This is a genomic window from Undibacterium cyanobacteriorum (assembly GCF_031326225.1).
GTDB classification, from domain to species: Bacteria; Pseudomonadota; Gammaproteobacteria; order Burkholderiales; family Burkholderiaceae_D; genus Undibacterium; species Undibacterium cyanobacteriorum.
On the sequence record NZ_CP133720.1, the window covers coordinates 1,081,085 to 1,106,193 of the forward strand.

At 48.8% G+C, this 25,109-nt stretch carries 25 protein-coding genes; 15 read left to right on the forward strand and 10 right to left on the reverse strand.

The window, feature by feature from the left end; translation table 11 throughout:
* Positions 1-100 precede the first annotated feature (100 nt).
* From RF679_RS04410 to prfH, 4 genes are all read left to right on the forward strand, one after another.
* Positions 101-1,906 (forward strand): M28 family peptidase, encoded by a 1,806-nt coding sequence (locus tag RF679_RS04410; RefSeq protein WP_309483007.1) that lies wholly within the window; start codon positions 101-103, stop codon positions 1,904-1,906.
* 137 nt (positions 1,907-2,043) lie between these two features.
* Positions 2,044-2,907 (forward strand): hypothetical protein, encoded by an 864-nt coding sequence (locus RF679_RS04415; protein ID WP_309483008.1) that lies wholly within the window; start codon positions 2,044-2,046, stop codon positions 2,905-2,907.
* A gap of 507 nt (positions 2,908-3,414) precedes the next feature.
* Positions 3,415-4,587 (forward strand): RNA ligase RtcB family protein, encoded by a 1,173-nt coding sequence (locus RF679_RS04420; RefSeq protein ID WP_309483009.1) that lies wholly within the window; start codon positions 3,415-3,417, stop codon positions 4,585-4,587.
* Positions 4,584-5,234 carry a peptide chain release factor H gene (gene prfH / locus RF679_RS04425; RefSeq protein WP_309483010.1) on the forward strand — a complete coding sequence of 217 codons (651 nt, stop codon included), beginning with the start codon at positions 4,584-4,586 and terminating at the stop codon, positions 5,232-5,234. The genes RF679_RS04420 and prfH overlap by 4 nt, the downstream gene beginning before the upstream one ends.
* Before the next feature lie 126 nt (positions 5,235-5,360).
* Here the strand turns inward: prfH and RF679_RS04430 are convergent, their stop codons facing one another.
* The 8 genes from RF679_RS04430 to RF679_RS04465 all read right to left on the reverse strand — a co-directional run bounded on the left by RF679_RS04430 (position 5,361) and on the right by RF679_RS04465 (position 12,245).
* A complete protein-coding gene (locus tag RF679_RS04430; RefSeq protein WP_309483011.1) occupies positions 5,361-5,921 on the reverse strand; it encodes a C39 family peptidase in 561 nt (186 codons plus the stop codon).
* A 102-nt stretch (positions 5,922-6,023) separates the two neighbouring features.
* Positions 6,024-6,779, reverse strand: coding sequence for a hypothetical protein (locus RF679_RS04435; RefSeq protein ID WP_309483012.1), 756 nt, complete (start codon positions 6,777-6,779; stop codon positions 6,024-6,026).
* Positions 6,780-7,207: 428 nt separating this feature from the next.
* A complete protein-coding gene (arsA, locus tag RF679_RS04440; RefSeq protein WP_309483013.1) occupies positions 7,208-9,010 on the reverse strand; it encodes an arsenical pump-driving ATPase in 1,803 nt (600 codons plus the stop codon).
* Positions 9,011-9,014: 4 nt separating this feature from the next.
* Complete coding sequence (locus tag RF679_RS04445) at positions 9,015-9,494, reverse strand: arsenate reductase ArsC (RefSeq protein ID WP_309483014.1); 480 nt, start codon at positions 9,492-9,494, stop codon at positions 9,015-9,017.
* A complete protein-coding gene (locus RF679_RS04450; RefSeq protein ID WP_309483015.1) occupies positions 9,491-10,186 on the reverse strand; it encodes an MIP/aquaporin family protein in 696 nt (231 codons plus the stop codon). The genes RF679_RS04445 and RF679_RS04450 overlap by 4 nt, the downstream gene beginning before the upstream one ends.
* A gap of 63 nt (positions 10,187-10,249) precedes the next feature.
* The gene (locus tag RF679_RS04455) at positions 10,250-10,582 is read right to left on the reverse strand and encodes an ArsR/SmtB family transcription factor (protein ID WP_309483016.1); all 333 of its coding nucleotides are present in this window, start codon (positions 10,580-10,582) and stop codon (positions 10,250-10,252) included.
* 213 nt (positions 10,583-10,795) lie between these two features.
* A complete protein-coding gene (locus RF679_RS04460; protein WP_309483017.1) occupies positions 10,796-11,071 on the reverse strand; it encodes a TfoX/Sxy family protein in 276 nt (91 codons plus the stop codon).
* A 151-nt stretch (positions 11,072-11,222) separates the two neighbouring features.
* Positions 11,223-12,245: a LysR substrate-binding domain-containing protein gene (locus RF679_RS04465; protein ID WP_309483018.1), complete on the reverse strand. Its 1,023-nt coding sequence runs from the start codon at positions 12,243-12,245 to the stop codon at positions 11,223-11,225.
* A gap of 98 nt (positions 12,246-12,343) precedes the next feature.
* Between RF679_RS04465 and RF679_RS04470 the strand changes: the two genes are divergently transcribed.
* Positions 12,344-12,988, forward strand: coding sequence for a flavodoxin family protein (locus RF679_RS04470; RefSeq protein WP_309483019.1), 645 nt, complete (start codon positions 12,344-12,346; stop codon positions 12,986-12,988).
* A 77-nt stretch (positions 12,989-13,065) separates the two neighbouring features.
* On the opposite strand, the gene RF679_RS04475 is transcribed toward RF679_RS04470, so the two are convergent.
* On the reverse strand, positions 13,066-13,695 hold the full coding sequence (locus tag RF679_RS04475) for a hypothetical protein (protein WP_309483020.1): 630 nt from the start codon (positions 13,693-13,695) through the stop codon (positions 13,066-13,068).
* A 501-nt stretch (positions 13,696-14,196) separates the two neighbouring features.
* Positions 14,197-14,616, reverse strand: a complete 420-nt coding sequence (locus RF679_RS04480; protein ID WP_309483021.1) for a TMEM199/VMA12 family protein — start codon at positions 14,614-14,616, stop codon at positions 14,197-14,199.
* A 278-nt stretch (positions 14,617-14,894) separates the two neighbouring features.
* Between RF679_RS04480 and RF679_RS04485 the strand changes: the two genes are divergently transcribed.
* The 10 genes from RF679_RS04485 (at position 14,895) to RF679_RS04530 (ending at position 25,067) form a co-directional block, all read left to right on the forward strand.
* Complete coding sequence (locus RF679_RS04485; protein ID WP_309483022.1) at positions 14,895-16,145, forward strand: beta-ketoacyl-[acyl-carrier-protein] synthase family protein; 1,251 nt, start codon at positions 14,895-14,897, stop codon at positions 16,143-16,145.
* A gap of 19 nt (positions 16,146-16,164) precedes the next feature.
* Positions 16,165-16,989 carry a MaoC/PaaZ C-terminal domain-containing protein gene (locus RF679_RS04490; RefSeq protein WP_309483023.1) on the forward strand — a complete coding sequence of 275 codons (825 nt, stop codon included), beginning with the start codon at positions 16,165-16,167 and terminating at the stop codon, positions 16,987-16,989.
* A gap of 16 nt (positions 16,990-17,005) precedes the next feature.
* Positions 17,006-17,257, forward strand: coding sequence for an acyl carrier protein (locus tag RF679_RS04495; RefSeq protein WP_309483024.1), 252 nt, complete (start codon positions 17,006-17,008; stop codon positions 17,255-17,257).
* A gap of 30 nt (positions 17,258-17,287) precedes the next feature.
* Positions 17,288-18,181 carry a diiron oxygenase gene (locus tag RF679_RS04500; RefSeq protein WP_309483025.1) on the forward strand — a complete coding sequence of 298 codons (894 nt, stop codon included), beginning with the start codon at positions 17,288-17,290 and terminating at the stop codon, positions 18,179-18,181.
* Positions 18,182-18,183: 2 nt separating this feature from the next.
* Positions 18,184-19,689, forward strand: coding sequence for a phytoene desaturase family protein (locus RF679_RS04505; protein ID WP_309483026.1), 1,506 nt, complete (start codon positions 18,184-18,186; stop codon positions 19,687-19,689).
* 20 nt (positions 19,690-19,709) lie between these two features.
* Positions 19,710-20,543, forward strand: a complete 834-nt coding sequence (locus tag RF679_RS04510) for an alpha/beta hydrolase (RefSeq protein ID WP_309483027.1) — start codon at positions 19,710-19,712, stop codon at positions 20,541-20,543.
* A 30-nt stretch (positions 20,544-20,573) separates the two neighbouring features.
* The gene (gene fabG, locus RF679_RS04515) at positions 20,574-21,323 is read left to right on the forward strand and encodes a 3-oxoacyl-ACP reductase FabG (protein ID WP_309483028.1); all 750 of its coding nucleotides are present in this window, start codon (positions 20,574-20,576) and stop codon (positions 21,321-21,323) included.
* A gap of 117 nt (positions 21,324-21,440) precedes the next feature.
* Complete coding sequence (locus RF679_RS04520; RefSeq protein ID WP_309483029.1) at positions 21,441-23,036, forward strand: phytoene desaturase family protein; 1,596 nt, start codon at positions 21,441-21,443, stop codon at positions 23,034-23,036.
* A 35-nt stretch (positions 23,037-23,071) separates the two neighbouring features.
* A complete protein-coding gene (gene fdxA, locus RF679_RS04525; RefSeq protein ID WP_309483030.1) occupies positions 23,072-23,395 on the forward strand; it encodes a ferredoxin FdxA in 324 nt (107 codons plus the stop codon).
* Positions 23,396-23,444: 49 nt separating this feature from the next.
* Positions 23,445-25,067 carry a phytoene desaturase family protein gene (locus RF679_RS04530; protein ID WP_309483031.1) on the forward strand — a complete coding sequence of 541 codons (1,623 nt, stop codon included), beginning with the start codon at positions 23,445-23,447 and terminating at the stop codon, positions 25,065-25,067.
* Positions 25,068-25,109: the final 42 nt, after the last annotated feature.

A 25,109-nucleotide genomic window follows, 5' to 3' on the forward strand; every position in this document is an offset into this window, starting at 1 on the left:
CTTTTGGTTAAAACCGCCATTTTTAGCGTGAGGAAAATTGATGTGTACTAAGTCCAATTATTCGCCCCGTGCTCCTTTCATTTTTCCTAGGTCAGCAACAATGAGTAATTATCTCGGCTGCGCCGCCTTAGTGCTCATCAGCATCTTGCCGCTGGTAAGTGCGGCGCAAGCAGCGCCAGAGCCAAAAAATCAACCAACATCCCAGAAAATATCTAAGCCCAGTTTGACCAGCGCACAAGCGCATTTCGAGCCTTTATACGAACAATTACGTCAGGAATTTAATGCCACAAATGCCTACAACACGGTTGCGTTTGTCGAGCAACGTTGGCGCTTGGCAGGAAACGCGGGCTTTAACGAAAGCATTCGCCATGTTGAAAAGATTCTGCAAGAGGCCGGTTTTCAAAAGCAGCAAAATTCAGAGAAAGAAGCAGAGCTGAGCTATCGAATTGAGACTCGTAAGATGGCGAAGCCGACGTGGGAGCCTATCGCCGCAAGCTTGAATTTAATTGGCGCGGGTGATCAGCAACAGAGCTTGCTGAATTTCTCTACCAATCGAAATATGATCGCGATTAACTCTGCATCAACCCCGGATGCTGGTGTGAAAGCGGAAGTGGTGTATGTGGGTAAGGGGCGCTCAGCAGATCTGAAAGACAAAGACCTCCGCGGCAAGATAGTGTTTGTCGAAAATGCAGCGGCGGCTGTTTATAAACAAGCTGTTAGTGCTGGCGCAGTCGGTGTGATGTCTTACTCGATGCCTGCTTATACCCAGCCGCAGAAATACCAAGACTCGATTCAATTTCAGTCAGTGCCACAGGTGGGTGGTGATAAAGCGATCTGGGCTTTAGTTTTGTCATATCAAGCAAAAGAACGACTGAAATCGGCTTTGCAAAATAGTGCTGCTCCAGTGCTGGTGCAAGCACATGTCTCAACCAAACAATACCAAGCAGAAGAGTTGACTTTGGTTGCCAATATTCGCGGCCGCACTCAGCCAGAGCAGCGATTTGTTTTTAGTGCACATGTTCAAGAGCCTGGTGCTAACGATAATGCTACTGGGGTTGGCACTCTAGCGGAAATGGCCCGTGTTGCAGCGAAATTGGTGAAAGAAAAGAAGTACGTACTGGATCGTACCATCACCTTCTTATGGGGTGACGAAATTGTCTCGACACAACGGTATATCAACGAAGACCCGCAACGCGCTAAGGGCATCATGTGGGGTTTGAGCCTCGATATGGTGGGCGAAGATGTGAGCAAAACCGGCGGCAGTTTCCTGATCGAGAAGATGCCAGACCCTTCCGCGATTTGGACGCGCGGTAATGACAAGCATACAGAATGGGGCGGCTCGGTTCTGAAGGAATCAGACATGGTGCCAAACTATTTTACCGACTACTTGATCAATCGTTGCGTGCAACAAGGTCTGGAAACGGGCTGGGTCGTGAATGCTAATCCCTTCGAAGGCGGTAGTGATCATACGCCCTTCCTGCAAGCGAAGATCCCTGGCTTGTTGATGTGGCATTTCACAGATACTTTTTATCATACCGATTTAGACCGACTTGATAAGGTATCGAAAGATGAAATGCACAATGTGGGAATTTGTGGTTTGGCCAGTGCATGGATATTGTCCAGTGCTGACGAAAACACGGCCTTGATCGTCGGCGAAGAGTTATCCCTCAATGCCAAGCAACGCCTACAGACTGAGTTTTCCTTAAGTCAGACCGCCACTCGTGCCGGAGCTGATGTCACAAAAGAGAAACATATTCTGGCTACCTGGGCTGATTGGTATGTGCGTTCGGTCGATTTGCTGAAGACCTTGCCTCTCGGTACCCTGAGCAACGATGGGAAAGCTCAAATAGACAAAGCGAAACGAAGTATTACTGATTTGAGTCAGCAGTTACAGAATCAACTGTAAAATGGGGCATCTCGAAAGTGTCTGAGCACTAGGCGCTTCGATCAGTTCTAGGAAAATCGTCCATGAATCCACGAATCAGCGCCTTGATGCATTTAAAATTGACTGACTTGATACGACGCGCGATATTAAGTCTTTCAATGATTGTCTCAATCATCGCAGTTACCCCAGTGCATGCGAGTGAACGAAAGACCTGTTGGCTTTCACCTCAAGTTCAGGTCGAGTTCTCCGGTCGCCTCATCGCCTATGAGAAGATAGGTCTCGGAAAATATGAAAAACATCATAGTGGCCGCGTTAGGGACTCTTTTGCATATGCATTTGGATTCACGATTCGAGATCAAAAGGGTGGAAAATTGGGTCCACAGCATGAAATGTTCTTTCGTGATGAAGAGCCAAAATGCAACGCGCTTGTCATGCATGATCAGCGAATTTTCTATCTTTCTCGTACCAGCGTTTATCGGCGGATGGATAGTGAAGGTCAGCGTGGCGGCAATGTGTTGGTAGTGAGCGAAGATGGTGGTCGCCATTTTAGTGACAACATATTTCCATCAGCGCGAAATGCGTGGAATAGCGAAGCTGAAATCTCTGAACAACGCGCTGCTATAGAAAGCTTTGGTTATCATCAGGCTCGTGTCGATTTTGATGGCAAATTAGTGCGCTTGGAATTGACGAATCCGCTTGATTACCAGCAATTTCTCTACTTTGAATCGACTGATTTCGGAAAGCATTGGCAACGGCATGCCATATCTACTAAGCCTCAAGTTTATACAGTCGAGGAGGTCGAGAAATGGCGTGAAATGTATGCGAGAGATCGCTACATCAACATGCGTTTTCGCGCGAAACAAGAGTCCTGCGGTAGAACTTTGCGCGATTCATGCGTGAAGGCTGTGGACGACGCCTGGGAGCAGAGTATGCAGGCCTGTACCAGTAAAAGTAACTGGCAAACCTGTGTTAAAAACTTCGTGCCTCCCGCTGTGCCTTCCGCTACGGTGCCCGTGAAGTGAATTTGACCAGTTGGTAACCATCGCAACTTACGTGCGCACCAGTGGGCCTTGCACTTTGAAGGCTTGCTTGCTAATGACGAGCATTTGTCGTTACAATCGTGCACCACAAAAGCTTTGACTCACATTAGTTCAGATGAGATTTCAACTCCTCATCGGAAGAGAAAAGCGAAGCACCCGAATGCAAGGAAACGGTGCCACCAACAACAATAACAACAATAAAAATAAGGAGAAACATCATGTCCCCAACTCAACTCTGCCATCCCGAATTTTTTATTTTTCACGGGTCACGTCAGGCTTAATTGTTAGTTCTCATCTCTAAACTAAAGCTTTAAGCATCGCTTACACTCAAGCTATTACTCAGGCTATTACTCAAGCTATTACTCAAGTCATTACACGCGCCAAAACTAAAGCGCGAGTACGACTCGATCTTGCATCGCAAGTTCGTAGCGGAAGTGTGCCTTGATGACGCCTTGACGGCGACCTGTACATTCTCACAGGTTGAAACTCATGGGCAATCCCATTATTAAAACATCCTTGATAGACAAGGTGTCTGTCATCGCCTCTAACAAAACATGGATCGAGGGAGGCGCGATCCAACAGTTACATAAAACGGCTGAATTGCCAGGCATGCTAAGAGCCGTTGGTTTGCCTGATTTACATCCAGGGCGCGGTTATCCAATTGGTGCTGCATTCTTAACTCAAGGGCGATTTTATCCAGCGCTCATCGGTGGTGACATCGGTTGTGGTATGCGTTTATGCATGACGAATATCGATCGTCGTCAGTTCTCATTAGATAAATTGGCTAAGCGCATAGGCAATATCGATGGCCCATTGATTGATGAGTCTGCTGCGTGGCGTGAACGCGTGCAGGCTTGCGGATTGGAGGTCACGGGGCACCAAACCTCCTTGGGCAGTATTGGCGGTGGCAATCACTTCGCTGAAGTACAAGAGCTTGATACAATTGATGACCCAGTGCGAGCGCAAGAGTTGGGTCTTGATGCAAAACGATTGTTAATCCTCGTGCATAGTGGCTCACGCGGTTTTGGTGGTGAAGTTCTGCGATCTCATATCGATCAGTATCAACATCATGGCCTAGAGGCGAATAGCATAGAGGAAACGGCTTATTTCGAGCAGCATGATCTGGCCTTGTGTTTTGCCTTACATAATCGTGCTTTGATTGAGCAGCGCCTGCTTGAAAGACTCAATGCTAGCGCACGGCTGGTGCTCGATGTGCATCACAATTTTCTGGAACGGGTTGAGCGTCCTGAAGGAATTCTGTATCTGCATCGCAAAGGCGCCGCACCAGCGGATCGCGGACCGGTGGTGATTCCTGGTTCGCGCGGCGACTACAGTTATCTGGTGGAAGCGAAAGCGCCGATTGGCGATAGCGCTGTACATGTGAGTCTCGCTTCGTTGGCGCATGGGGCGGGGCGTAAATGGCAGCGTAGTGAATGCTACGATAGGCTGTCGCCACGTTATACACAAGAACAGTTACAGCGCACTAAGTTGGGGTCACGTGTCATTTGTGCGGACAAACATTTGCTCTTCGAAGAAGCTCCAGAGGCGTACAAATCGATCGCTAGTGTGATCGCGGCTTTGCAAGACGCGGGCTTGATCCGCGTCATTGCACGACTGAAGCCTGTCTTGAGTTATAAGACGGCGGGAGCGTGTTGCGTATGACTCGATCCCTATTACAGATCAGCGCGGCGCAAGGACCCGATGAATGTTGTTTGGCTGTGCTGAAAGCCTGCGATGCCATCTTGCTCGATGCACGAAAGCGCGGCATTCGCTTACGTTTGATTGAAAGCTGTGCGGCAGAGCGTGCGCCACTACTACGTTCGGCCTTGTTTGAGTTGGAAGATTGCGGCGCACAGCAAGTCCAGCAAGAAGATGCGGTCGCACAATTTCTCAGGGACTGGTGTGGGACTTGTCAGTGGATTTGTAGCAGCCCTTTTAGACCTCGCCATCGACGCAAGAATTGGTTCTTCAGTATTCGTCTGCAAACTGTGACGACAACTGTATTCGACGAAGAGATTCGCTACGAAAGTTGTCGGGCCAGTGGGCCTGGTGGGCAACATGTGAACAAAACGGACACAGCGATCAGAGCGACGCATCCGTCGACCGGTCTCAGTGTGAAAGTGCAATCGGAGCGCAGTCAGCTCGCTAACAAGCGTTTAGCCACATTGTTGTTGCAGCAGCGCTTGCAAGAAGTCCTTGATGAGCAAGAGCAGCAATCGCAAAAAGATCGCCATCAAGCGCACTATGATTTGCAGCGAGGCGCGGCAGATCACGTATTTTGTGATCTGAATTTTAAGCGCAAGCGGTAGAAAAATCGCTGAGCTAATTCTTGACTTTGCTTGCAAAAAAGACCCTCGTCGGCACTCGCTGAAGAGGGTCTTTTTTGATGGAGCCTCAGTACTCAGAATGATCTGCTGAGGCTCTTTGAGAACGCATTAGTTGGTAACAGAAGTGTTATACCAATAGCGATCTGAGGCGCTAACGGTGCTCGCATAGGTGCGGCTATAGGCGCCATTCCCCGGCCAAGGATCATTGATGTACAAGTAATTGCCGCTGTAACCCTTTACGACCACGAAGTGGCCACCGCCACCATTCCATTGCCACAAGAGTACATAAGGACGTTTTGCATTAATGCGCGCCGTGGAATTGGATTGCGAGAGCACGCCAACGGTGGAGGCGCTGACGCCCCAAGCATTCAAGATGCTCGTGATTGCACTGGTGTAGTTGGGTTGATTGGCATTGCTATTCCAATTGAAGGTCGAGTTGCCGCAGGCATAGTTGATGCCGAGAGCGTAGTTGACCTCGGCGCATTGGCTCGGAGTTTTGCCAAAGAAGTTTAAAACCATCTGGCTTGAACCAGCCCAGCACCAGTTGCTGTGCTCTTGTACACGCAAAGGAACATTGAGGTTATAAGTTTGCGCACTGGCTATGCCGCAAATGGCTGTGCTAAGCGTGAAGAAAGCCGCTGCGATGGCGGGGCGAAAATATTTGATCATAAAGACTCCAAAAAAGTGATTTGAATTGAGGTGTTGTGGATGCCCAAGACGCCGGAGTTGGCTCAGTTGGCCATCTCTCGATCTGAGCGCTCAATTCATGGTTTAACGTGGCAAACGTGCGATGTTGGCGCGTACGGTGTTTTGCAGGCTTGGCAGCAAATCGCTGCCATCGGACAGATTGCTGGCATTGGTAGCCGGAGCCGGTGCCATCTTCAAGGTCTCACGTGCAGCGATCAGTGGTACATAGCGCGCCTTGCTATTGCTATCTTTGACTTCCATGAAATCTGCCGTGGCTTGATAAATGCGAACGAAGCGGAACGCGTCTTTTCCGCTATGCGTTTGCGCGGCGTTTTGGACATCTTGCGCTAGCTTAGCGCCGCCGATGCCATTGACCGTCCATTTGCCGTAGGACTTTTCCATCTCTAACAAAGCCACAGGATGGTTGTTGATGGTGATCACGAAATTCCAAATACCTGTACCGCTGACCATTTGCTCCATAGGCCGATTGCCTGCCAATAGTGTTTGCGGTTGTATGGTGTGGATTTCAAATCCAATACCCAGCTTAGCGCTTTTGAGTTCAGACAAATCGTTGATCTCGATCGGGAAATCATTCGGTAGATTGCCGGCCTTGAGGTCGCGCGTGAGCTCAGCAATGACGGTGCGCAAACCTTGCTCGGCCGCATTGCGCAGACCTTGGGGCTCACGCGATGCCGTGGCGTTGGTAAGTGCAGCGGCGTTGGCCGTTGGATTGTTAGGACTTTCTTTGAGATTGGTGCTGGCTTGAGTTTTTGCGTCGGCGCTAGCGCATGTGATCAATGCGACGGCGAACGCCATCGATGTTAAGGTGAACTTCATCATTTTTCCTTTATTTGAATAGTATGGATATGCCCGCTGTCTCCCAACTACTACACGGGCCTTGCTATTACAAAGGAAGCCTGAAGTTTCGCCATCGACTTAAATGGCAAAGCACTGCTGCATAAATATCTACAATATACTTTTCGAATATGTGAAAAGGGAGCCAAGAAGCGAAGTGCGCAAAATACCAATTTTTATTTTTGAAAAAGGGTATTGTGCGAAAGCTTCCATGAAATTTGTGACTCTTGGTCGATTCTGACTTGATTAAGATGTTGTCGTTGAATTTGTACAAACCGCTTGATTTGTATTTTGGGTGGTCTCCACTTATTACCAAAAGGTTTGGAATTTTCTGAATGATGCGTTGATTCGCTTATTTAGTGTCGCTAGTTAGCAATCGATGAGTGACCAAATTTTGTAGTCGGTCAAACAAATCACAATAATCTTTGTAATCCAAGTTCACCAACAGGATCTTGTTTTTGCATGGCGACAAAGCTCAAACGCGGTGGATGTTGCTGTAGCAGTGCTTGGATTTCTTGACGCTCAAGTTGCGCTCGATGATTCAGTAAAGTCGAGTGAGTAACACTGTAAGCCAAACTATTATTGATAACCCAAGCCCAAGGCTGAATGCCAGCGCGCTGTAGATCCTTTTGGAGTGAAAGTGCCTCGAGGATGGGAGTTGTCTCGGCGAGACTCAGTAAGATCACTTTGGTTTGGTTCCGATCTTGGAGTTGCATCAATGGTGTGGTGAAGCGCATGCCATGTTGCTGCATTTGTCTCTCGATTTCACGATGATAGGCTCCAGTCGTATCCATCAATAGCAGGGTGTGACCAGTTGGTGCCGTGTCCATCACCACAAATTTTTTGTTTGCTTCACGCAGTATGCGTGAGAAGGCATGAAATACAGCAATCTCTTGTGTGCACGGCGAAGCGAGATCTTCTTTGACCAGTTGTAATTGTTCTTCTGTGAGCTTTTTCGATTTACTTGCCAAAACATGCGCTTGGTAGCGTTCGGTTTCGACTTGTGGATCGATACGACTGATGCTCAAATGCTCGGCAATCTGTGGATTGTTCACATCAATGGTGTCACTGATATGCGCAGCAGGATCCGAACTACTCAAGTGCACCTGATGGCCACGCCGTGCAAGTTCAACTGCAATAGCGGCAGCGATGGTGGTTTTGCCGACACCACCTTTGCCCATCGTCATAATCAAACCATGTTGATCTGCTTCGATTTGATCCACGAGATCATGCAGCGCAAGCAGTTCATTGGGAGGAGTTCTTCCTAGAGCGTGATGTAGTTCCGGTACGCTTTGTGGTTGCGGAGAAACGCCTTTTTCAGCATTTTCATCGCAGCTGCGAAAGAACTCGCGCAGATTTTCTGGCCCGACCATATTGAACGCTTGTAGCGGTACCTGGAGCACATTGTCCGAGATCGCCAATGTACTGATATTGTCGAGTTGTTTTTGTTCACGCAAATAAATGGCTTCAGCGAGTTCATCATTATCCGCCTCGGCCTTGGGCATGCAAGCATTGACGACGAGATAGTGGTGTCCAATTCCTAGCGCTTCGAGTTCGTGGTGAGTCCGCGCGGCTTCTTGTAAACTGGTTTTCTGCGGACGCGCCACTAAGACCATGCGTGTTTGTAGCGGATCACACAAGGTGTTCACCACGTGTTGATACTGTTGTGCTTGTTTTTCCAAGCCCGCTAAAGGGCCAAGACAGGACGCGCTGCCTTTATCTGCCGTAATGAAGTCTGACCATGCTGCAGGGAGTTGCAGCAAGCGTATGGTGTGGCCAGTCGGCGCCGTATCAAAAATAATGTGATCAAAGCGCGCGCGAATTTCTGGATTGCACAGTAGCGATGTGAATTCATCAAACGCGGCAATCTCTGTCGTACAAGCACCGCTCAGTTGTTCAGTCAGTTGTTGAAGCTCGGCGTGGCTTAAGCTCTCGCGTACCGGCGTGATGATACGTTGGCGGTAATGTTCGGTGGCAATATGCGGGTCGATCTCGAGCCCAAATAGCGAAGGATGTACCTTGAGTGGCGTAATCTGCGCGCCAATGTCTTGCTCAAAGACTTGGGCGATATTCGATGCCGGATCAGTGCTGACGAGCAGCACCGATCTTCCTTGTTCGGCCAGCTTTAGTGCGCTGGCGCATGCGATGGAAGTCTTACCGACACCACCTTTGCCGGTGAAAAACAAATAGGGAGGTGGTGACTGTAAGAAGTGCATGGCCTTATCCCATCACGAGGGCGATGCGGTCCATCGCCGCTTTAAGCGCAAGCTTGTCGTCTTTGAGTTGATCCAGCGGCAGTGCCAGAAACGCTTCAATTCTTGCGCGTAAGATGCGATAGGCCTGCATAAAAGCGGCGTCGATTTCTTCGTCGCTTCCAGTTGCGTGGGCTGGGTCTTCGACACCCCAATGGGTGCGCAAAACGGGACCAAGGTAAGCTGGGCAAGTTTCGCCAGCCGCACTCGCGCACACCGTGATGACAATATCGGGTGTGGCAGGTAAATCATCCCACGATTTGCTATGGTAGCCCTCGGTGCTGATTCCTTCGCGTTGCAGTAAAGCCAGGGAGCGCGGATGCACTTGTCCCGTCGGCTTGCTACCTGCACTCATGGCACGCCAATCGGCTGGTGCGAGGTGATTAAAGCAAGCTTCGCCAAGGATAGAGCGGCAGGAATTGCCGGTACATAAAAAGAGTACGTTCATGATTCTGCACTTTCTTGAGCAGGAGAGGTGGGGAGTGGATAAAGCCAGTTAAATACGAGATATGCCAGCACCGCTCCGCTGCACTGCGCTGCAATGAATCCTAAACTATCAGCTGGACGAATACCGGCAAAGGTGTCGCTCGCAGCACGGGCTAGGGTGACGGCTGGATTGGCGAATGAGGTCGAGGAGGTGAACCAGTAGGCAGCGGTAATGTAAGCCGCCACAGCAAACGGTGTCACGCCGGGACGACTGCGCGACGTGCTGATGATCACTGCGATTAAACCAAAGGTCGCAATCCCCTCGCTCCACCATTGTGCGATGCCAGTGCGGACGTGGGTCGAAGCAAAGAAACTAGGAAGTTCGAACATCCAATGTGCCGCAGCAACGCCAGCAAAAGCGCCAAGTATTTGTACCACTAAGTAAAGGGCAAATACTGGCAGCGTGAGATTCTTTTGTAAGACATCAATCAAGCTAACCGCGGGATTAAAATGCGCGCCGGAGAGTGGACCAAACATCAAAATCAAGGCAATCAAACCGGCGCCGGTGGCGATGGTGTTGGCTAACAAGGCAATGGCCGTGTTTCCTGCCGAGAGGTTTTGCGCCATGATGCCGGAACCGACCACGACGGCTAACAGCAAAGCCGTGCCAAGAAATTCGGCGACGAGTTTTCGGGAGAGTGTTACTGAGTTCATTTTTAATTTCTGAGAGTTTAGTTTTTGAATCTGATGCGAGATTTGCCGCTTTAGTTGGCCGCTTTAGCTGGTCGATTTGCGACTGCGTTTTTGAGTGCTTGGCATACATGATTTTCCACCACAGCAGCTCTCCGTCAGAAAACCGATCAAGTCATTCATCGCCGAAAAGTTGGCGGAATAAATGATGAAACGACCTTCTTGACGTGCTTCGATGAGTTCCGCGTAATTGAGTTCTTTTAAATGGAAAGAGAGCGAAGAACTCGGGATTCCTAACTCTTCGGCAATTTTGCTCGCGGCCAAACCTTCGGGACCGGTCGCGACCAGTAAACGAAAGATGGCGAGACGTGATTCTTGGGCGAGTGCTGCGAGCGCAGACAAGGCCGACTTGGTTTCCATAGGACCTTTCGATAAAACGGTGCTTGGCACTTTTGTGAATCTTAATTTCGATAATTCTACATTTATAGAAATGTAGAATCAAGAGTTTTTCTGTCGACACGATTTTGCATAAATAATAAAACGATTAGAAAGCAAGCTTGCCAGCGCATATCTGACGTGTAACCACACTAGTTGATCGTTGTCGCTGGAGTCGAAAGCGTTTGATGCTGCTGATTATTTGGGCGTACGTGCCGCGATTTGCTCAAGCTCATTGAGTGCCAATAAGAGACTCGTGCGATGCAGGCGCGACACTTCTTGCCACGGCATCCCCGTGATCGCCGACTCTAAGGCCCACAAGAGATTCAAGCTGGCGTTGGGTTGCTGTCGCTTGACTTGGAAATAGACCTGCACCGCGCCGAGTTGGTGTATCTGCTCGACCGAGTGAATGCCCGCCGCGTTCAGCATCTCCTGCGATTTGGGGCCTAGGCTTTTGAGGTCGGCGATTTGCATTGTTGTTTGAAGTGGCGAGATTTATTTTTACCTGCAGGATAAAGTGTTTGAGCTGCGTCCCTCAATCAGGAGGAATTGTACTGGGTATTGATCTAGGGTTCGAGTGAAAAGGGATGGATGATTCTAGCGTTTCTTCGACGGATCTAGGCTCTTATACCTTTCGACATTGCTGCAAAGTTTGTCGCGAAAGCTCAGCCTCTGCACGAACCCATTCTGCAAATGCGCGGATTTTCTGTTTTCTTTGATCACTCATTCGATAAATTAAGAAATGGGCGTAAGGGTCGCGGCAAGATTGCGAGATGGGACGGATTAAGTGGCCATTGAGAAGATCTTCTATGACCAATACATCGAGTGCTAGAGCAATGCCATGTCCCGACTTGGCCATCTCGATGGCGAGATGTTCGTGACTGTAATAAGGACCTTTGTCGGCTTGCTTAAGTAGAGCGTTCCGCTGCCGAGTGCTGAGATGATCACTTTCGGCGATAGCTTTAATCCAAGCATTCCAACGTTCGCCAATCTTTCCTGTTTGTCGATCTGGGGGAAGGGGCAATCGTAGTAAGCTGTGCTGTTGTAAGTCGATGAGGGAGTTGAGTTTTAGATGCTTTTTCGACGATGCCAAATGCGGACTGCATACCGGGAATAAAGCGGTTTGCTGCCATAGTCGCTCAATATGCAATTGCTCTTCGTGCTCGTACTCGCCTAGTCCATAACGAATCACGATGTCGACCTGCTTGTCATTGATTAAGTCATGCGTTTGATTTTCTGAGGAAAGTCTGAGATCGATATCAGGATGATGCGCATGAAAGCGATTGAGGCGTGGTACCAGCCATTTGGCTGCGATTGATGGCGCAGCACTGACGATCAACACTTTGTTATCGGATGATTGACCACTGGCGCGCTCAAGTGCGCTTTGCAGGCGTTTGAAGGAGGCATTGACTTCGCGCGCGAGTTCTTGACCGGTACGAGTCAGCTCTACGAGGCGATTCGAGCGTGTGAAAAGTGTGATACCTAGGTAGTCTTCGAGCGCACTGATCTGATGACTTATCGCAGCGGGTGTAACGGATAATTCTTCTGCTGCTAGCTTAAAACTGCCGAACCGTGCGGCTGCTTCGAATGCGCGTAGGGCAGCAAACGGAGCAGTTCTAAGTGAAGGTGATGAGCGTGATCTTGTCATCGTTTCAGTTTAGCAGAACTAATCTGAAACGCAAAAAACATCATTTGTCAGCATTGATGCTTTAAACCAAACTGTGCTCACTTTCAAACGGAGGCAGTATGAGTTCGAATAATATCGGTAGTAAGTTCAACAATCAGATGAATAATGAAGCCGCTAGCAATAGCGATATGGACGAAGCGCCGGGTGCCAAGAAAATTCATTTTTTATTCGTTTTGAGTAGCAGTCGCAGTGACGGAAACACGGCTCAGTTGGCACGTTACGCCGCCAGCTTCTTAGACTCGAACGTACAACAAACCTGGGTCTCTTTGCAGGAGCTTGATTTACCCGAATTCGTTGATCAACGCCATCAAGGTAACGGGCACTATATGATGCCATCAGGGAATGCTTTGGCGCTCCTACAAGCCACCTTGAACGCCACTGATGTGGTACTAGTCACGCCTTTGTATTGGTATAGCTTGCCAACCTTGGCCAAGCGGTACTTAGATCATTGGTCTGGCTGGATGCGAGTGGCAGATCTGCAATTTCGCGAGAAAATGTCAGGCAAACGACTGTGGAATATCACGGTTTTAAGCGACGAGGATACATCTTATGCTTCAACACTAGTGAGCAGTCTCGAGTTGACGGCAGGCTATATGCAGATGAAATGGCAAGGTAGTTTGTTGGGATACGGGAATCGACCTGGTGACATCATGCAGCATGAGCCGTCTTTGATCAGCGCGTCTCAGTATTTTTTGCAAGCTTGATGAGTTAGTTTTTGTAGTGTGTACAGCGAATTGGTGAGGCGGTTGAGCTTCGCCAAAACTTTCGACAGCGTCCACGACTAGCGACGACGACTGGCGACAACAACACGGTAACGTTGCAACGTCTGATTGAATTCACGATTGATGCGGTCTATTTCGGCTTCATAGGTGGCGAGTTGGTCCTGGCTCTTTTTGATCGAACGGGCCAATTCGTCTAGGCGGGATTGATACAGTTGTTGGAACGATTTCGAGTTTTTGTCGGCTTGTTTGGCGCTGCTAATTTCCTTGCTAAGGTCATTGACCATATTGGCAAGCAGATCCAATTGTTCCAGCACCATTTTCTTCTTCGCTTCAATGATTTCGAGCGCTTTCTTTTGCGCTTGCGTGATATCCGATTCGCTACGGAAATGCGCAGTCAGAAACCGCTCTTCACGTTGCAACTCATCTTCCACCATTTTTTGCTGTTGTTGCGACTCGATTTCCTGTGCCTTCTTTTGTTTTTCTGCAGCACTTAACGGCGGTGTGATTTCGGATTTGAAGCTACCTTGGTTAGAGAAAATGCGAATTACTTTACCTTTGCATTCATTCGGTATGCGATCGGAGCTAACGGGCTTGCCCTCGTTGCTAGTGCAGCGGTAAATTTCAGCGTAGGCTGGGATTGTCGATGATAGGCACAGCAGCGCGAGTCCGAACCGGAACGCTTGGATCACCTGTGTTCGGCACGACAGATCGAGACTTTGGGAGGAATAATGGAACGCGACAGTGCATGCCTTAGCGAGCGTCGTCACCAGACTCGCAGTCAACGTCTTAAAATTAAGCTCTCTCAAACACAGTCCTGGCATAACACAAGTTCCCCTGAATCCTTCGGGCTGACCAGATTCTTTTCAGCCCGCGCAAAAGCCCATATAAGATCATAGGGGCTGGATTTTTTTATAAGTCTAGGGATAGCAAGTCGCGTGCCAGTTAAATTTTTACAGGCAATAAATGTTCGCGTTCGTGTTCGCGTTCGGAGGCGCCCGGCTTGCTGCGCGAAAAAGTGGATCGCGCTGTAACTGAATGCTCATGCGAGTTTGGCAAAGTTTTCGATGATCTGCAATCAGATCATCAGGAAGATTAAGAAACTATTTCCGTGTGGAATTTAAGTGTGGCGTTTTACGTGTCATTTACACGTTATTTGGAAAAAATGGTGGGAGGAGTTGATTCAGGTTTATTTAGCGCAGCATTAAACCGGCGAGGAAGCTCAATCCCATCATTAAACAAATAAGGGAACTCACCCACCAAAATATGATCGAGTTGCCGCTTATTTTTTGGGACAAAGGTTTTGCCATCAGTCCCCGAAGGATCAGTACGCCACTGATGAGGCACAGCACAAGATCGCGGAAAGGTAGTTCTCGGATGAAGCCCGCACCAGACCAACCATATAAGGCCCATACCATCAATACCACGCTGATGAAAAACGTGAGTCGGTGTGGGTAGCTTGAACCTTGATTGACCAATTGAATCATCTTATCGCCAGCACCAAAGAAGCGATACCATGGTTCGCCAAAGACGATACATCCAAGGTGGAGAAGGCTTGCCAGTGCGCAGCAACATGCACCGAATAGGAAAAAATCTTGATAGCCTAGGGACATTCTTCATCTTCCTTCAAAGTTGTTGTTCCGCTCTCTCGCTGCGCTCAAACGGTCGATATCCTTGAGATATCAAAGCTTTCAAGCATTCCCGTTTTATGCCGCGCATTGTTTCACATTTGCTTGAAATTATATTGTCATAAAAATAACCCATTCGGGTTATTGTTGCCTTTTTTACCTCGTGTGAAACTGCGCCCTACATTTTTTTCTTAATTTTGAAATTCTTGTTTCGAAGACAGCAGATTAAGAGAGCGCAATGAACAACTGGATGGGAAAGTGCGATGACAGAACGACGAGTGGTGGTAACGGGCTATGGTGCGGTATCCGCAATGGGAAATTCCGCACAGGAAATTTGGGACGGCATTCTGTCTTATCGAGTGGGCTATCAGAAACATCGTTTTGACGATCCTTCCATTAAGGCGAAGTTCTTTAGTCTCATGGAAAACGATCGCAAACGCTATGCGGCCTTTCCAAAAGCGGTTGTCAAAATGTTGCCCGAGTTCGCCAAAAATGCACTCGTCGCAAGTAAAGAAGCGCTCGATATGGCCTTTGGTAACAGTGATCATCTGCACCAACACGTCGCATCGCCGTTCGACATCGGTGCCATTATCGGCACTGGCTGGGGTGGCATGGACTCCGTCAACTACAACAACAATGATTATCGTGAATCAGGGATGTCTTCATCGTTCGCGACTTTGATGTCCATGCACAGCGTGGCGACCGCCGCAGTCTCTTTGAATTGGAATATACGTGGCTACCAAAACACACCGGTAGCTGCGTGTGCGACTGGCACTATCGCCATTGGCGACGCCTATCACGTCATTAAATCGGGGCGCGCCAAAGTCATGCTGGCCGGCGGTAGCGAATCCTTGAAAGAACAATTTAATGTTTGGTCGATCGACGTGATACAAGCTCTTAGCAAAGAACAAGAGGATCCGCAGTTGGCGTGTTGTCCGTTTAGTGCCAAACGTAGTGGTTTCGTGTTGGCGGAAGGGGCAGCAGTTATTTGTCTTGAGGAATACGAACATGCGAAAGCGCGTGGAGCGAACATCCTCGGTGAAATTATTGGCTATGGCAATTTTTCCGATGCATTTGATATGACAGCGCCCGCCGAGGATCTGCAAGCACGCAAAATGGCGATCACTCGAGCGATGGAAGAAGCAAAGCTCGCTCCAGAACAAATCAGCTACGTCAATTTGCACGGCACATCGACCCCGATCAATGATGTGAATGAGACTAACTCGATAAAAGCAGCATTTGGTGCCGCCGCTGCAGGAATTCCGATGTCGAGTACCAAGTCCTATACCGGCCACTTGATTGGCGCGGCCGGTTCCATCGAAACCATCTTTTGCTTGAAAGCGATCGAAACGGGGGTGATTCCTGCGACGGTACACCTGCAGGAAAATGATCCTGCCTGCGACCTCAATTACACCCCTAATCATCATCGTGAATTGAAAACCCTGGACCATGTACTCAATCTTAGTTTTGGATTTGGTGGTGCGAATTGCGCATTGCTGATCAAACGCATCTAGTACTCGATAGGAGGAAAAGATGGATTACTGTTTTGATTTGGCAGACGTGCAGCAATGGGCCGAGTTTTCTGGCGACTACAACCCTATTCACTTTAGTTTGGATGATGCACGCTTGGCTGGTATGGATGAGCTGATCTTGCACGGCATGTTGGCGCTACTACCGGTGAAGCAAGAAGTGAGTCGTTCGCAAAAACTTCGCACGGATCATTCCGTCAGTGATTTGAATGTGAAGGGATGTGATTGGAGTCGGTTTCGTGCACTGTTTCGACAGCCAATTCCGCACGGGCGGCGCATCAATATCGAACAACGCGGCTTAGACGCTGGAGTCAATTTCAAAGTGTGCGCACAAGACACGCGCGAGGAGCATTTTCGAGGTTCCTTACTGGGCGTGGAAAGTATGCATGGCGATTATCGTTCCCATGACTTTGAATTCCATACTGAGTTGTTGGCCTCGGAAGCAGAAAAATTTTTCCAACTATATCCCGCAATTCAAGAAACTTGGATAGCACTCGATGCAGTCGTGTTTGCCAGTTTCATGCAAAGTAAGTTGTCAATTTTAGAGGACATCGCACAAGTGAAGATGTTCGAACTACACGGCCCCAAGAAACGCAATAAGGTCGTGGTGCAGTTAAGTCACACAGTAAGTTTTGATACACGTTTTTTCTCGAATCAGAACCGAGATGAAATCGATTGGAGTGGCTTTAGTTACGCCATGGCTTTGCCGTCCATGGTGGCGAGTGAGCATCAATTAGCAGGAACTGTTTTATTACCGGTAGTACACGCGGACCGACTCGTCATGATGATTGAGATCGGCTTGGTTGCGAAGTTTGATCAATTAAATTGAGTGAAAGGAAATGGAAATGAATGTAGAGAAATTTTTATGTGACGCGATTCTCGAATTGAAAGATATCGACGAATCTGAGTTGGTTCCGTCTTTGAGTTTCGAAGAATTGGCCTTGGACAGTTTGGATTATGTGGAAATTCAATTGCTCATACAGAAGCGCTTTAAAGTTGCGATTGGTCCCGAGCTGTTCTCAACGGGTAAGTTAAAAAACTTGGGCGACCTGTATCGCCACATCGAAGCGAACCAAGAACAAGCGCTCGCAGCTTGATCAGTAAAGAAACTTTGGGAAGGACACATCATGACAAGCTTGCCACCACTGATTTGGTTGAACCAACGTGCAGATGAGGGAATTCAATCCTTGATTTCTAAGTCTCATGCAGCACCGATGGATTTGAATGATGTCGTACGCTGGGAAATGGGCGTGGACCGAAACCAAGTGCCGAAGATGATTGAGCATTCTTGGTTGTTCGGAACACCTTATTTTGACGCATTAGATGCGGCTCAAAAACACGAAGTTTTGTGGCTCGAGAATGCACGCGATGTGTCCATGTTTATTACGCTAGAGCAGACTTTGCCACCATTGTATGTGGGATATCTGAATACTTATGCTGGGAAAATGAGCCCAGCGGTCTATGAATACCTGATGATTTTTTCGAAAGAGGAGATCGTGCACACACTGATGTTTCAGCGTTATATGAAGATGGCAAATCTTCCTCTTTTTGCACCAGCCGATGGTCTGTATGAGTTGTTGACACAGCAGTTACCGAAGATGCATCCGGTGGCTGGCATTATTTGCACCTTGTTGATTGAGTGGGTTGCTGAATTATCGGCGATGTACGTGTCGCAAGCCAGCAGCGTTGATCCTCTCACGCGCGAAATGTTCCGTGCACACCATGTCGATGAAGCGCGCCACATCGCTTTTGCGCGTTGGGTTGGGGAGTCCTTTTTTGAGAAAGCCTCTGAAGAAGACGCCGCCAAGATGCGCGCATTAATGCGCGGCCTGATGGCACGCCTCATACCGCAATTTACCTATAACCCAGAGATCGCTGCACACACCTCATTTATTTTCCCAATTGCGAGTGATGACGAAGAGGCGATTGAACAGGTGCGAAATTCACCCGCCAACTTGGCCAAAAACGAGGCCTGCTTTGCGCCTATTTATAACTGGTTGCATAAACTGGAAGTGATGTAATCATGGAACGCCATTGGGACGCGATTTGTGTTGGCGCGGGAATTACCAGCCTTGCTTTTGGGGCGCAGCTTGTGCATCGCTATCCAAACGTGAGATTGTTGGTGATAGATAAGCATACGGTTCCTGGCGGCTATGCGACCATGTTTCGGCGACCAAAGGCCGATGCGATTTTCGATTGCAGCTTGCATAAGCTGAGTGGGATGGGCGAACGCGGAAATTTGTTTCGTATCTTGTCCGACCTTGGTTTAACCAAGGAATTAGATCTACATCGGTCTGAGGAATACTTCGAAGCGAATTTTCATGATCGCGTATTCAAACTGAGTAACAGCATTGAGCAATTTCAAGTCGATCTATTGCGTGAATTTCCAGCGCAAAGTCAGGCTTTGAAGGAATTCTTTGAAGAGCTCGCCGTGCATGGTCGTAATGGCTATTATCAATTCCAAATGATGCAAGGGAACTACGAAGTTGATTTTGCGGAGCTGCGTTTTGCGCATAGGCATTTAAAGAATCTGACCGTCGAAGACGCATTGCGCCAACGCTTCAATGATCCAGATCTGCGCCGCATTATTGCTGCGACGGGCATCTACGTCGGAGGATTTTCGAGCGATCTTGGCTATCTATATTTTTTACATGTACTTTACGCCACCCTCACGCAAGGCAACGCCTATGTGAAAGGAAGTTCGCAGCGCTTGTCTGACCTATTGGCGCAGCGTATCGAAAACGCTGGTGGCAAGGTGTTACTAGGCACTAATGTACATCGCGTCATCAGCGACAATCAAGATAGCGTGAATGGCGTCGTCACTTCGAAGGGTAATTTTTATGCGAATCGTGTGTATATCAATGCCTCGCCGCATTACGCCATGAGCCAGCTGTTTGATGAGCATCCAGGCCTTACCTTGGTGCGTATGAAGTTAGCCAAGCTACAGCCGTCGCGGTCGACAACCACACTGTATCTGACCACGGATCTACCGCCAGAGCAACTCGGAGTCGAGAGTGCTGAAAGCATGATCTTTTCCGAAAATTTGGATTGGGAACCGCCCAGCCAAAGTGATGATTCCTGCGAAATGCTGGCCGAGCAGGCATTTTGGAATGAGAGCACCATGGAGCTGACGAATTACCATTTACTCGATCCGAGTGGAGGTTCAATCTTGTGCGCCAACGTGCTCGACGACATCGGACATTGGCCCCATCGCAAATCCGAGCTCTATAAAGAGAAGAAGCATCGCGCACAGTTAGCTTTGCTGGAACGCCTATATCAGGCCAAGCCGCAATTATGTGGGCACGTGAAATATGTTGAACTCTCGTCGCCACGCACCTATGAAAGATTTACCAATAATACCGATGGCGCGGGTTATGGAGCGATGGTGGGTACTGATTTATCCGGCCATATTTTTCATCACGGATTCCCGATTTCTGGTGTGCATTTCTTGAGTGCTTGGGTCGCGGGCCCCAGTTATGAGGCCGCGTTTGGTTATGCAGAAATGAAGGTGAATCAATGGGCAGCATAAAGAACAGCATAAAGAGCAGAATGGCGTCGCGGCGTCCATGGTTAGCACGACATAGCAGTAAGTTCGTGATGAAGTGTTTATTTCGGCCTTTGTTTGGTTGGCGCGATTCAGAGCAACACGGACTTGAATATTTTAGTTTCATCGGGCGCGACATGAGTCGACTCGAGGCGGCGCGCAAATTGGCCAAGGGCGTTCCTGCTAAGGGCGTGGTCTTACTATGCCATCCATTCTTGAAGTTTGGCATGAGCTACTTTTTCAAAAATTCTTATCACGAAAAACTCAATCAAGCGGGTTATCACGTCGTGAGTTTTAACTTTAAAGGCTTCGGCTCCAGCACTGTGGAAAGTATGAATTTCGCAGATGATGTGGCTTCGATCGTTGACTGGGCCCGCCATACTTATCCTGATCTGCCTTTGCATTTTTGGGGGGTATCGTTTGGCGCATTCCACGGTATGCATGCGATTGGCAGTGGTCGAGCCCGCTTCGATAGTGCACTGTTTGATAGTGCGCCTGTCTCTTTGGTGCATTTCTTTGGTAAAGGCGCATTGGGATTGGTCATGCGCTCTCTTAGTCGAAGTCGATGGGGACATCTGACCGGCACCCATGACGTGTTTCAATCTTTCCCCTTGCCAGCGGAACTTCCTCGTTTGTACATGTTTGGCGCAGATGATGCTTTCATTACCTCGCACGAGCTGCATCGCTTGCAGGAATTGGTTGGTCACGATTGCATTCGACGATTTGCTAACTGCGGCCACTTGGAAATTCGAAAGACGTATCAGGATGAGTATTTTGGCCAGGCCTTGGCTTTTCTCGATCAGCATAGCCGCACTAAACCGTCACTGACGCTTGCTTGATAACGTCATCAATACAGAAAGAAAGACATTATGAAATCTCCTGATAAAAAACCTTGGGTCATGATCACAGGTGGAACGCGTGGCATAGGCAAAGGTTTGGTCGAGGCTTTTTGCGCAGCACAGTATGAAGTTGTGTTCACCTATCAGAGTTCGACCGCCAGTGCTGAAGCGCTTGAAAAATCTTTGCAGGAAAAAGGGTATATTGCGAAAGCTTACTGCTGCGACGGTGCTGATCAAGCCGCAATGCAAGCCTTGGCAAAGGCCCTGATTGATGAACGTGGTGCCCCGTATGCCCTCGTCAATAATATGGGAATTACCCGTGACACTGTCTTGATGCGCATGAGTGGAGAACAGTGGAGTGAGGTCATCAACACGAATTTGAATTCAGTCTTTTACGCGACCCGTTCGTTTATCGACTCGATGCTCAGCGAAGGCGATGGCGTCGTTTTGCAAATGTCTTCGGTTTCAGGTTTTAAGGGCAATATTGGACAGAGTAATTATGCCGCGAGTAAGGCGGCAATGATTGGTATGACACGCGCTCTCGCACTCGAACTCGGACGTTTCAATATTCGCGTAAATGCGATCGCACCAGGTTATATCGCAACCGAAATGGTGTCTGAAATTCCAGAAAAGAAATTGAAAACGATTGTCGATACGATTCCCTTGCGACGTATGGGAACGGTTGAGGAGGTTGCTTCCTTAGCGACCTTCTTGGCATGCCCGAAAAATGCTTACATCACGGGCCAGACTTTTGTGATTGATGGTGGCCTGACAGCTTAGTTCGCTACGCTAAGGTGGTCAGCATAGCAAGCCTACTTGTAATAGAACCGCTCGACGGCGTCAGTCGCGGTCGTCAGTTGAGTCAATTGATCAATTTTTGCTAGAGCATAGAGATAGATGGAAAAGTTTGACGTCATTGTGGTTGGTGCTGGTCTCGGAGGGCTTGCAAGTGCGAGCTTACTGGCACAGTCGGGACGTAAGGTCTTGGTGGTCGATAAACACAATATTCCCGGTGGATACGCGACCAATTTTAAACGCAAAGATTTTACCTTTGACGTGTCATTGCATTCCTTTGACGGCATGATAGAAGGGGCCGACTCATACGAGTGCATTAAAGCCTGCGGCATTGAAGACGAGCTAGAGTTCCTACCGCATAAACGCCTGTATCGTTATCGTTCTGGCGCAATTGATTTGAGTGTGAAAGAGCGCGACCTAGAAGCTTATCTGCAGCAACTTGCGCAACTTTTTCCAGGAGAGGAAGACAATTTGCGACGCCTCTTTGCCGAGGCAGAGCGGACTTATGCCAATGTGGCTGGCTTCCTGTACAAAAAATGGCCCTTCCTTGTCCGTTTGATTTTGACACCGTTTTTATTTCACCGCGTGCTACGGTACGAGAACACCACCGTGCACGCCTTTTTTTCAAAGTTTACGCAGAACGAACGTCTAAAGACCGTACTGGCAGCGCAATGGACTTATTATGGATTGCCGCCGCAGCGTCTAGCCTTCCCCTATTTTTCTTATCCCTTTATCGATTATCTGAAGAACGGCGGTTATTCGATAAAAGGAGGCTCACAAAGTTTGTCGAATGCCTTGAGTCGAGTGATCGAGCGTCACGGAGGGAGGATCGTGTTGTCCTCCCCTGTGAAGCAGATTCACGTCGATGGAAAACACCGTGTCACGGGAATCACCTCGAAAAAGACTGGAAGAGTGGAAGCGGATACCGTCATCGCCAACATTAGCCCCTTTGCGGTCACCGAACTCGTGGGAAAAGAGCATTTCCCTGGCGGCTTTTGTGACAAATTGAGCGCGATGAAAGTCTCCACCTCAGGTTTTCAAGTCTATTTGGGCTTGGATTGCAGTTTGGAGTCGCTCGGAATTAGCCGCGATGAGACGATCATCTTCATGTCAGACAATCCTGATTTAGAACAGCAACATCAAGCCATGATGGAGAACCGGGTGGCCGACAATCTGAGTGGTTGGTCCTTGAATTTTTTCTCAAATATTGATCCGAGTTTGGTCCCTGCTGGCAAGGCCAGTCTCGGCATCTTTACGCTACTCGGTGATGGTGAATGGCAGAGCTTGAGTAAAGCGGACTACAAACAACGCAAGTTAGAGCTTACTGAGCTGCTGATCAGCAAAGCTGAAAAATTAATGCCCGGCCTGCGTGCCCATATTGAAGTCTGCGAGGCCGGTTCGCCACGCACGCTCACGAAATTTACAGCCAATCCGCAAGGTGCGATCTACGGGTTTGAACAAAGCATTCATCAGTCGGGATTATTGCGGCGTTTCCGTCAGAAATACCCCATTCAAGGACTTTATCAAGTGGGTGCTTGGACCTTTCCTGGTGCTGGTTTTATTGGCACCTTGTTGTCGGCGCGGGTTTTGGTGGATCGCTACTTTTCACATGCGAAACCAGCCGTGAAACTGCGTGCTCAGAATGGCCTGCTGGCGTCTTTTCAGCGGCTTTTCGGCGGCTTTGGACAAGCTGGTTAAAGAATATCGAATAAAACCATAGAGAAGGAATGAGTATGACCTACGTTGTTACGGAAGCTTGTATTGGCTGTAAGCACACGGACTGTATTCAAGTTTGCCCCGTCGATTGCTTTCATGAAGGCCAGAATTTTTTGGTGATTGATCCACAATCTTGCGTGGATTGTGGCTTGTGTGAAGTGGAATGTCCGGTTGATGCGATTCGCTCTGAATCTGAATTGAAACCAGAGCAACAGCATTTCTTGGCATTGAATGCCGAGTTGTCACAGAACTGGCCGCGCCTCGTCGAGCGGAAACCAGCATTACCGAATGCTGCTGAATGGGCGGAGCGCGAGAACAAGCTAGCGTACTTGATTCGTTAAGAATTTGAGTTCGCGGTTTTTTTGAGTTGATTGAGATAGGGAGTGGGATGTGACGAGTGTAGTTCCTGATCGTTACCGTGAATACACGGAAGAACATTACGATGCAATTGTAGTTGGTGCAGGCATCGGCGGACTAACTTCGGCAGCTTTGCTGGCGCAGAAGGGATTGTCAGTGTTAGTGGTCGAGATGCATTATGAACTCGGGGGCTGCGCAACGGTGTTTAGCCGGGTCGGCAAAGGTCAAGGCTACGAATTTGATGTTGGTCTGCACTATATCGGTGACTGCGAGCGTGAAGGTCTAATTCCACGCATCCTCCGTGGTGCTGGTGTCGAGCACGTCGATTTTATCGAGCAAGATCCTGCTGGATTCGATAGTCTTTACTTCCCCGACTTTGAATTTCGAATTCCACGCGGTGCGGAGCAATTCAAGCAACGCTTACTCGAATTATTTCCGCGCGAAAAAAAAGGAATCGAACGGTACTTCAAGTTGCTTGATCAAGTGTGGTCGATCATGGGCGTGCATGGAAGAGCTTTGAAGGCCTTGCAAGTTTATCCTCGCTGTATGCTAGCACTGCGCCATATTAACGCCACAGTCGCTGAGTTTCTCGATACTTGTACCCACGATCAAAGGCTGCGCGCGATCCTGACAGGTCAGCTCGGTGTATATCACCAGCCGCCAAGCCGGGCGTCTTTGATGGGACATGCAGGTGTCACTATGCATTTTATGCAGGGTTCTTTTTATCCCGCAGGTGGTGGACAAGTGATCTCCGACAGACTTGCCGAGGCGATTGAAAGTAAGGGCAATAAGATCTTACTGCGTACAAAAGTGCAACGTATGTTGATCGAAGGTGGGCGTGTGGTCGGTGTTGAATTTTCCAATAAGGCGCTGGGAACGCGATGCGCCTATGCACCGATTGTCATTTCGAATGCTGATTTGAAGCAGACCATGCTGAATCTGGTCGGTGAGAGCGAGATTTCGACGCGCACAGCCGAGCGTACCAAAGCCTATGAGATGTCGCCAGGAATGGGCGTGGTTTATCTCGGCATACGGCGTGATCTCGCCAAGGAAGGGATGCGAAATACCAACTTACGAATTTATCCTAGTTATGACTTTGAGACCGCATATCGCGACGTGCAGAACGATGTGTTCTCGGAACGCCCCCACGTCTTTGTCGGTAACGCGAGTTTGAAAGACCCTCATAACCCCAAAGTCGCGCCGGAAGGAATCACCAATCTTCAGTTGATGTCTGTAACACCATCGAGCTTCTCAGCCTGGAAAATCACTGAACAAGAATACAAGGATGGCAGTTATCGCAAGAACCCACGCTATCTCGAGTTAAAGGAAAAGTTTGCGGCGGCAGTGATTCGTGAAACCGAGCGGGTTATTCCGAATCTCTCAAGGGATATCGTGTTTCAGGAAGTTTCTACACCAATCACCATGATGCGCTACACCGATGCGAGTAATGGCACGTCCTACGGAATGTCCTTGATCCCTTCACAGTTTTTGCATAATCGTCCGGGTGCGAAGACGGATATCAAAGGTCTGTTGATGTGCGGCGCCAATATGCGTAATGGCCATGGCATCTTCGGTGCGATGACGTCTGGCGTTGAAGCCGCAGCCATGGTTGTTGGGAAGCGATTCGGACAAGATGTTCTGAGCGGACGCTTCTAGCAATGTGCGAGAGACACAGCAGATTTTGAATTTAATTGATTT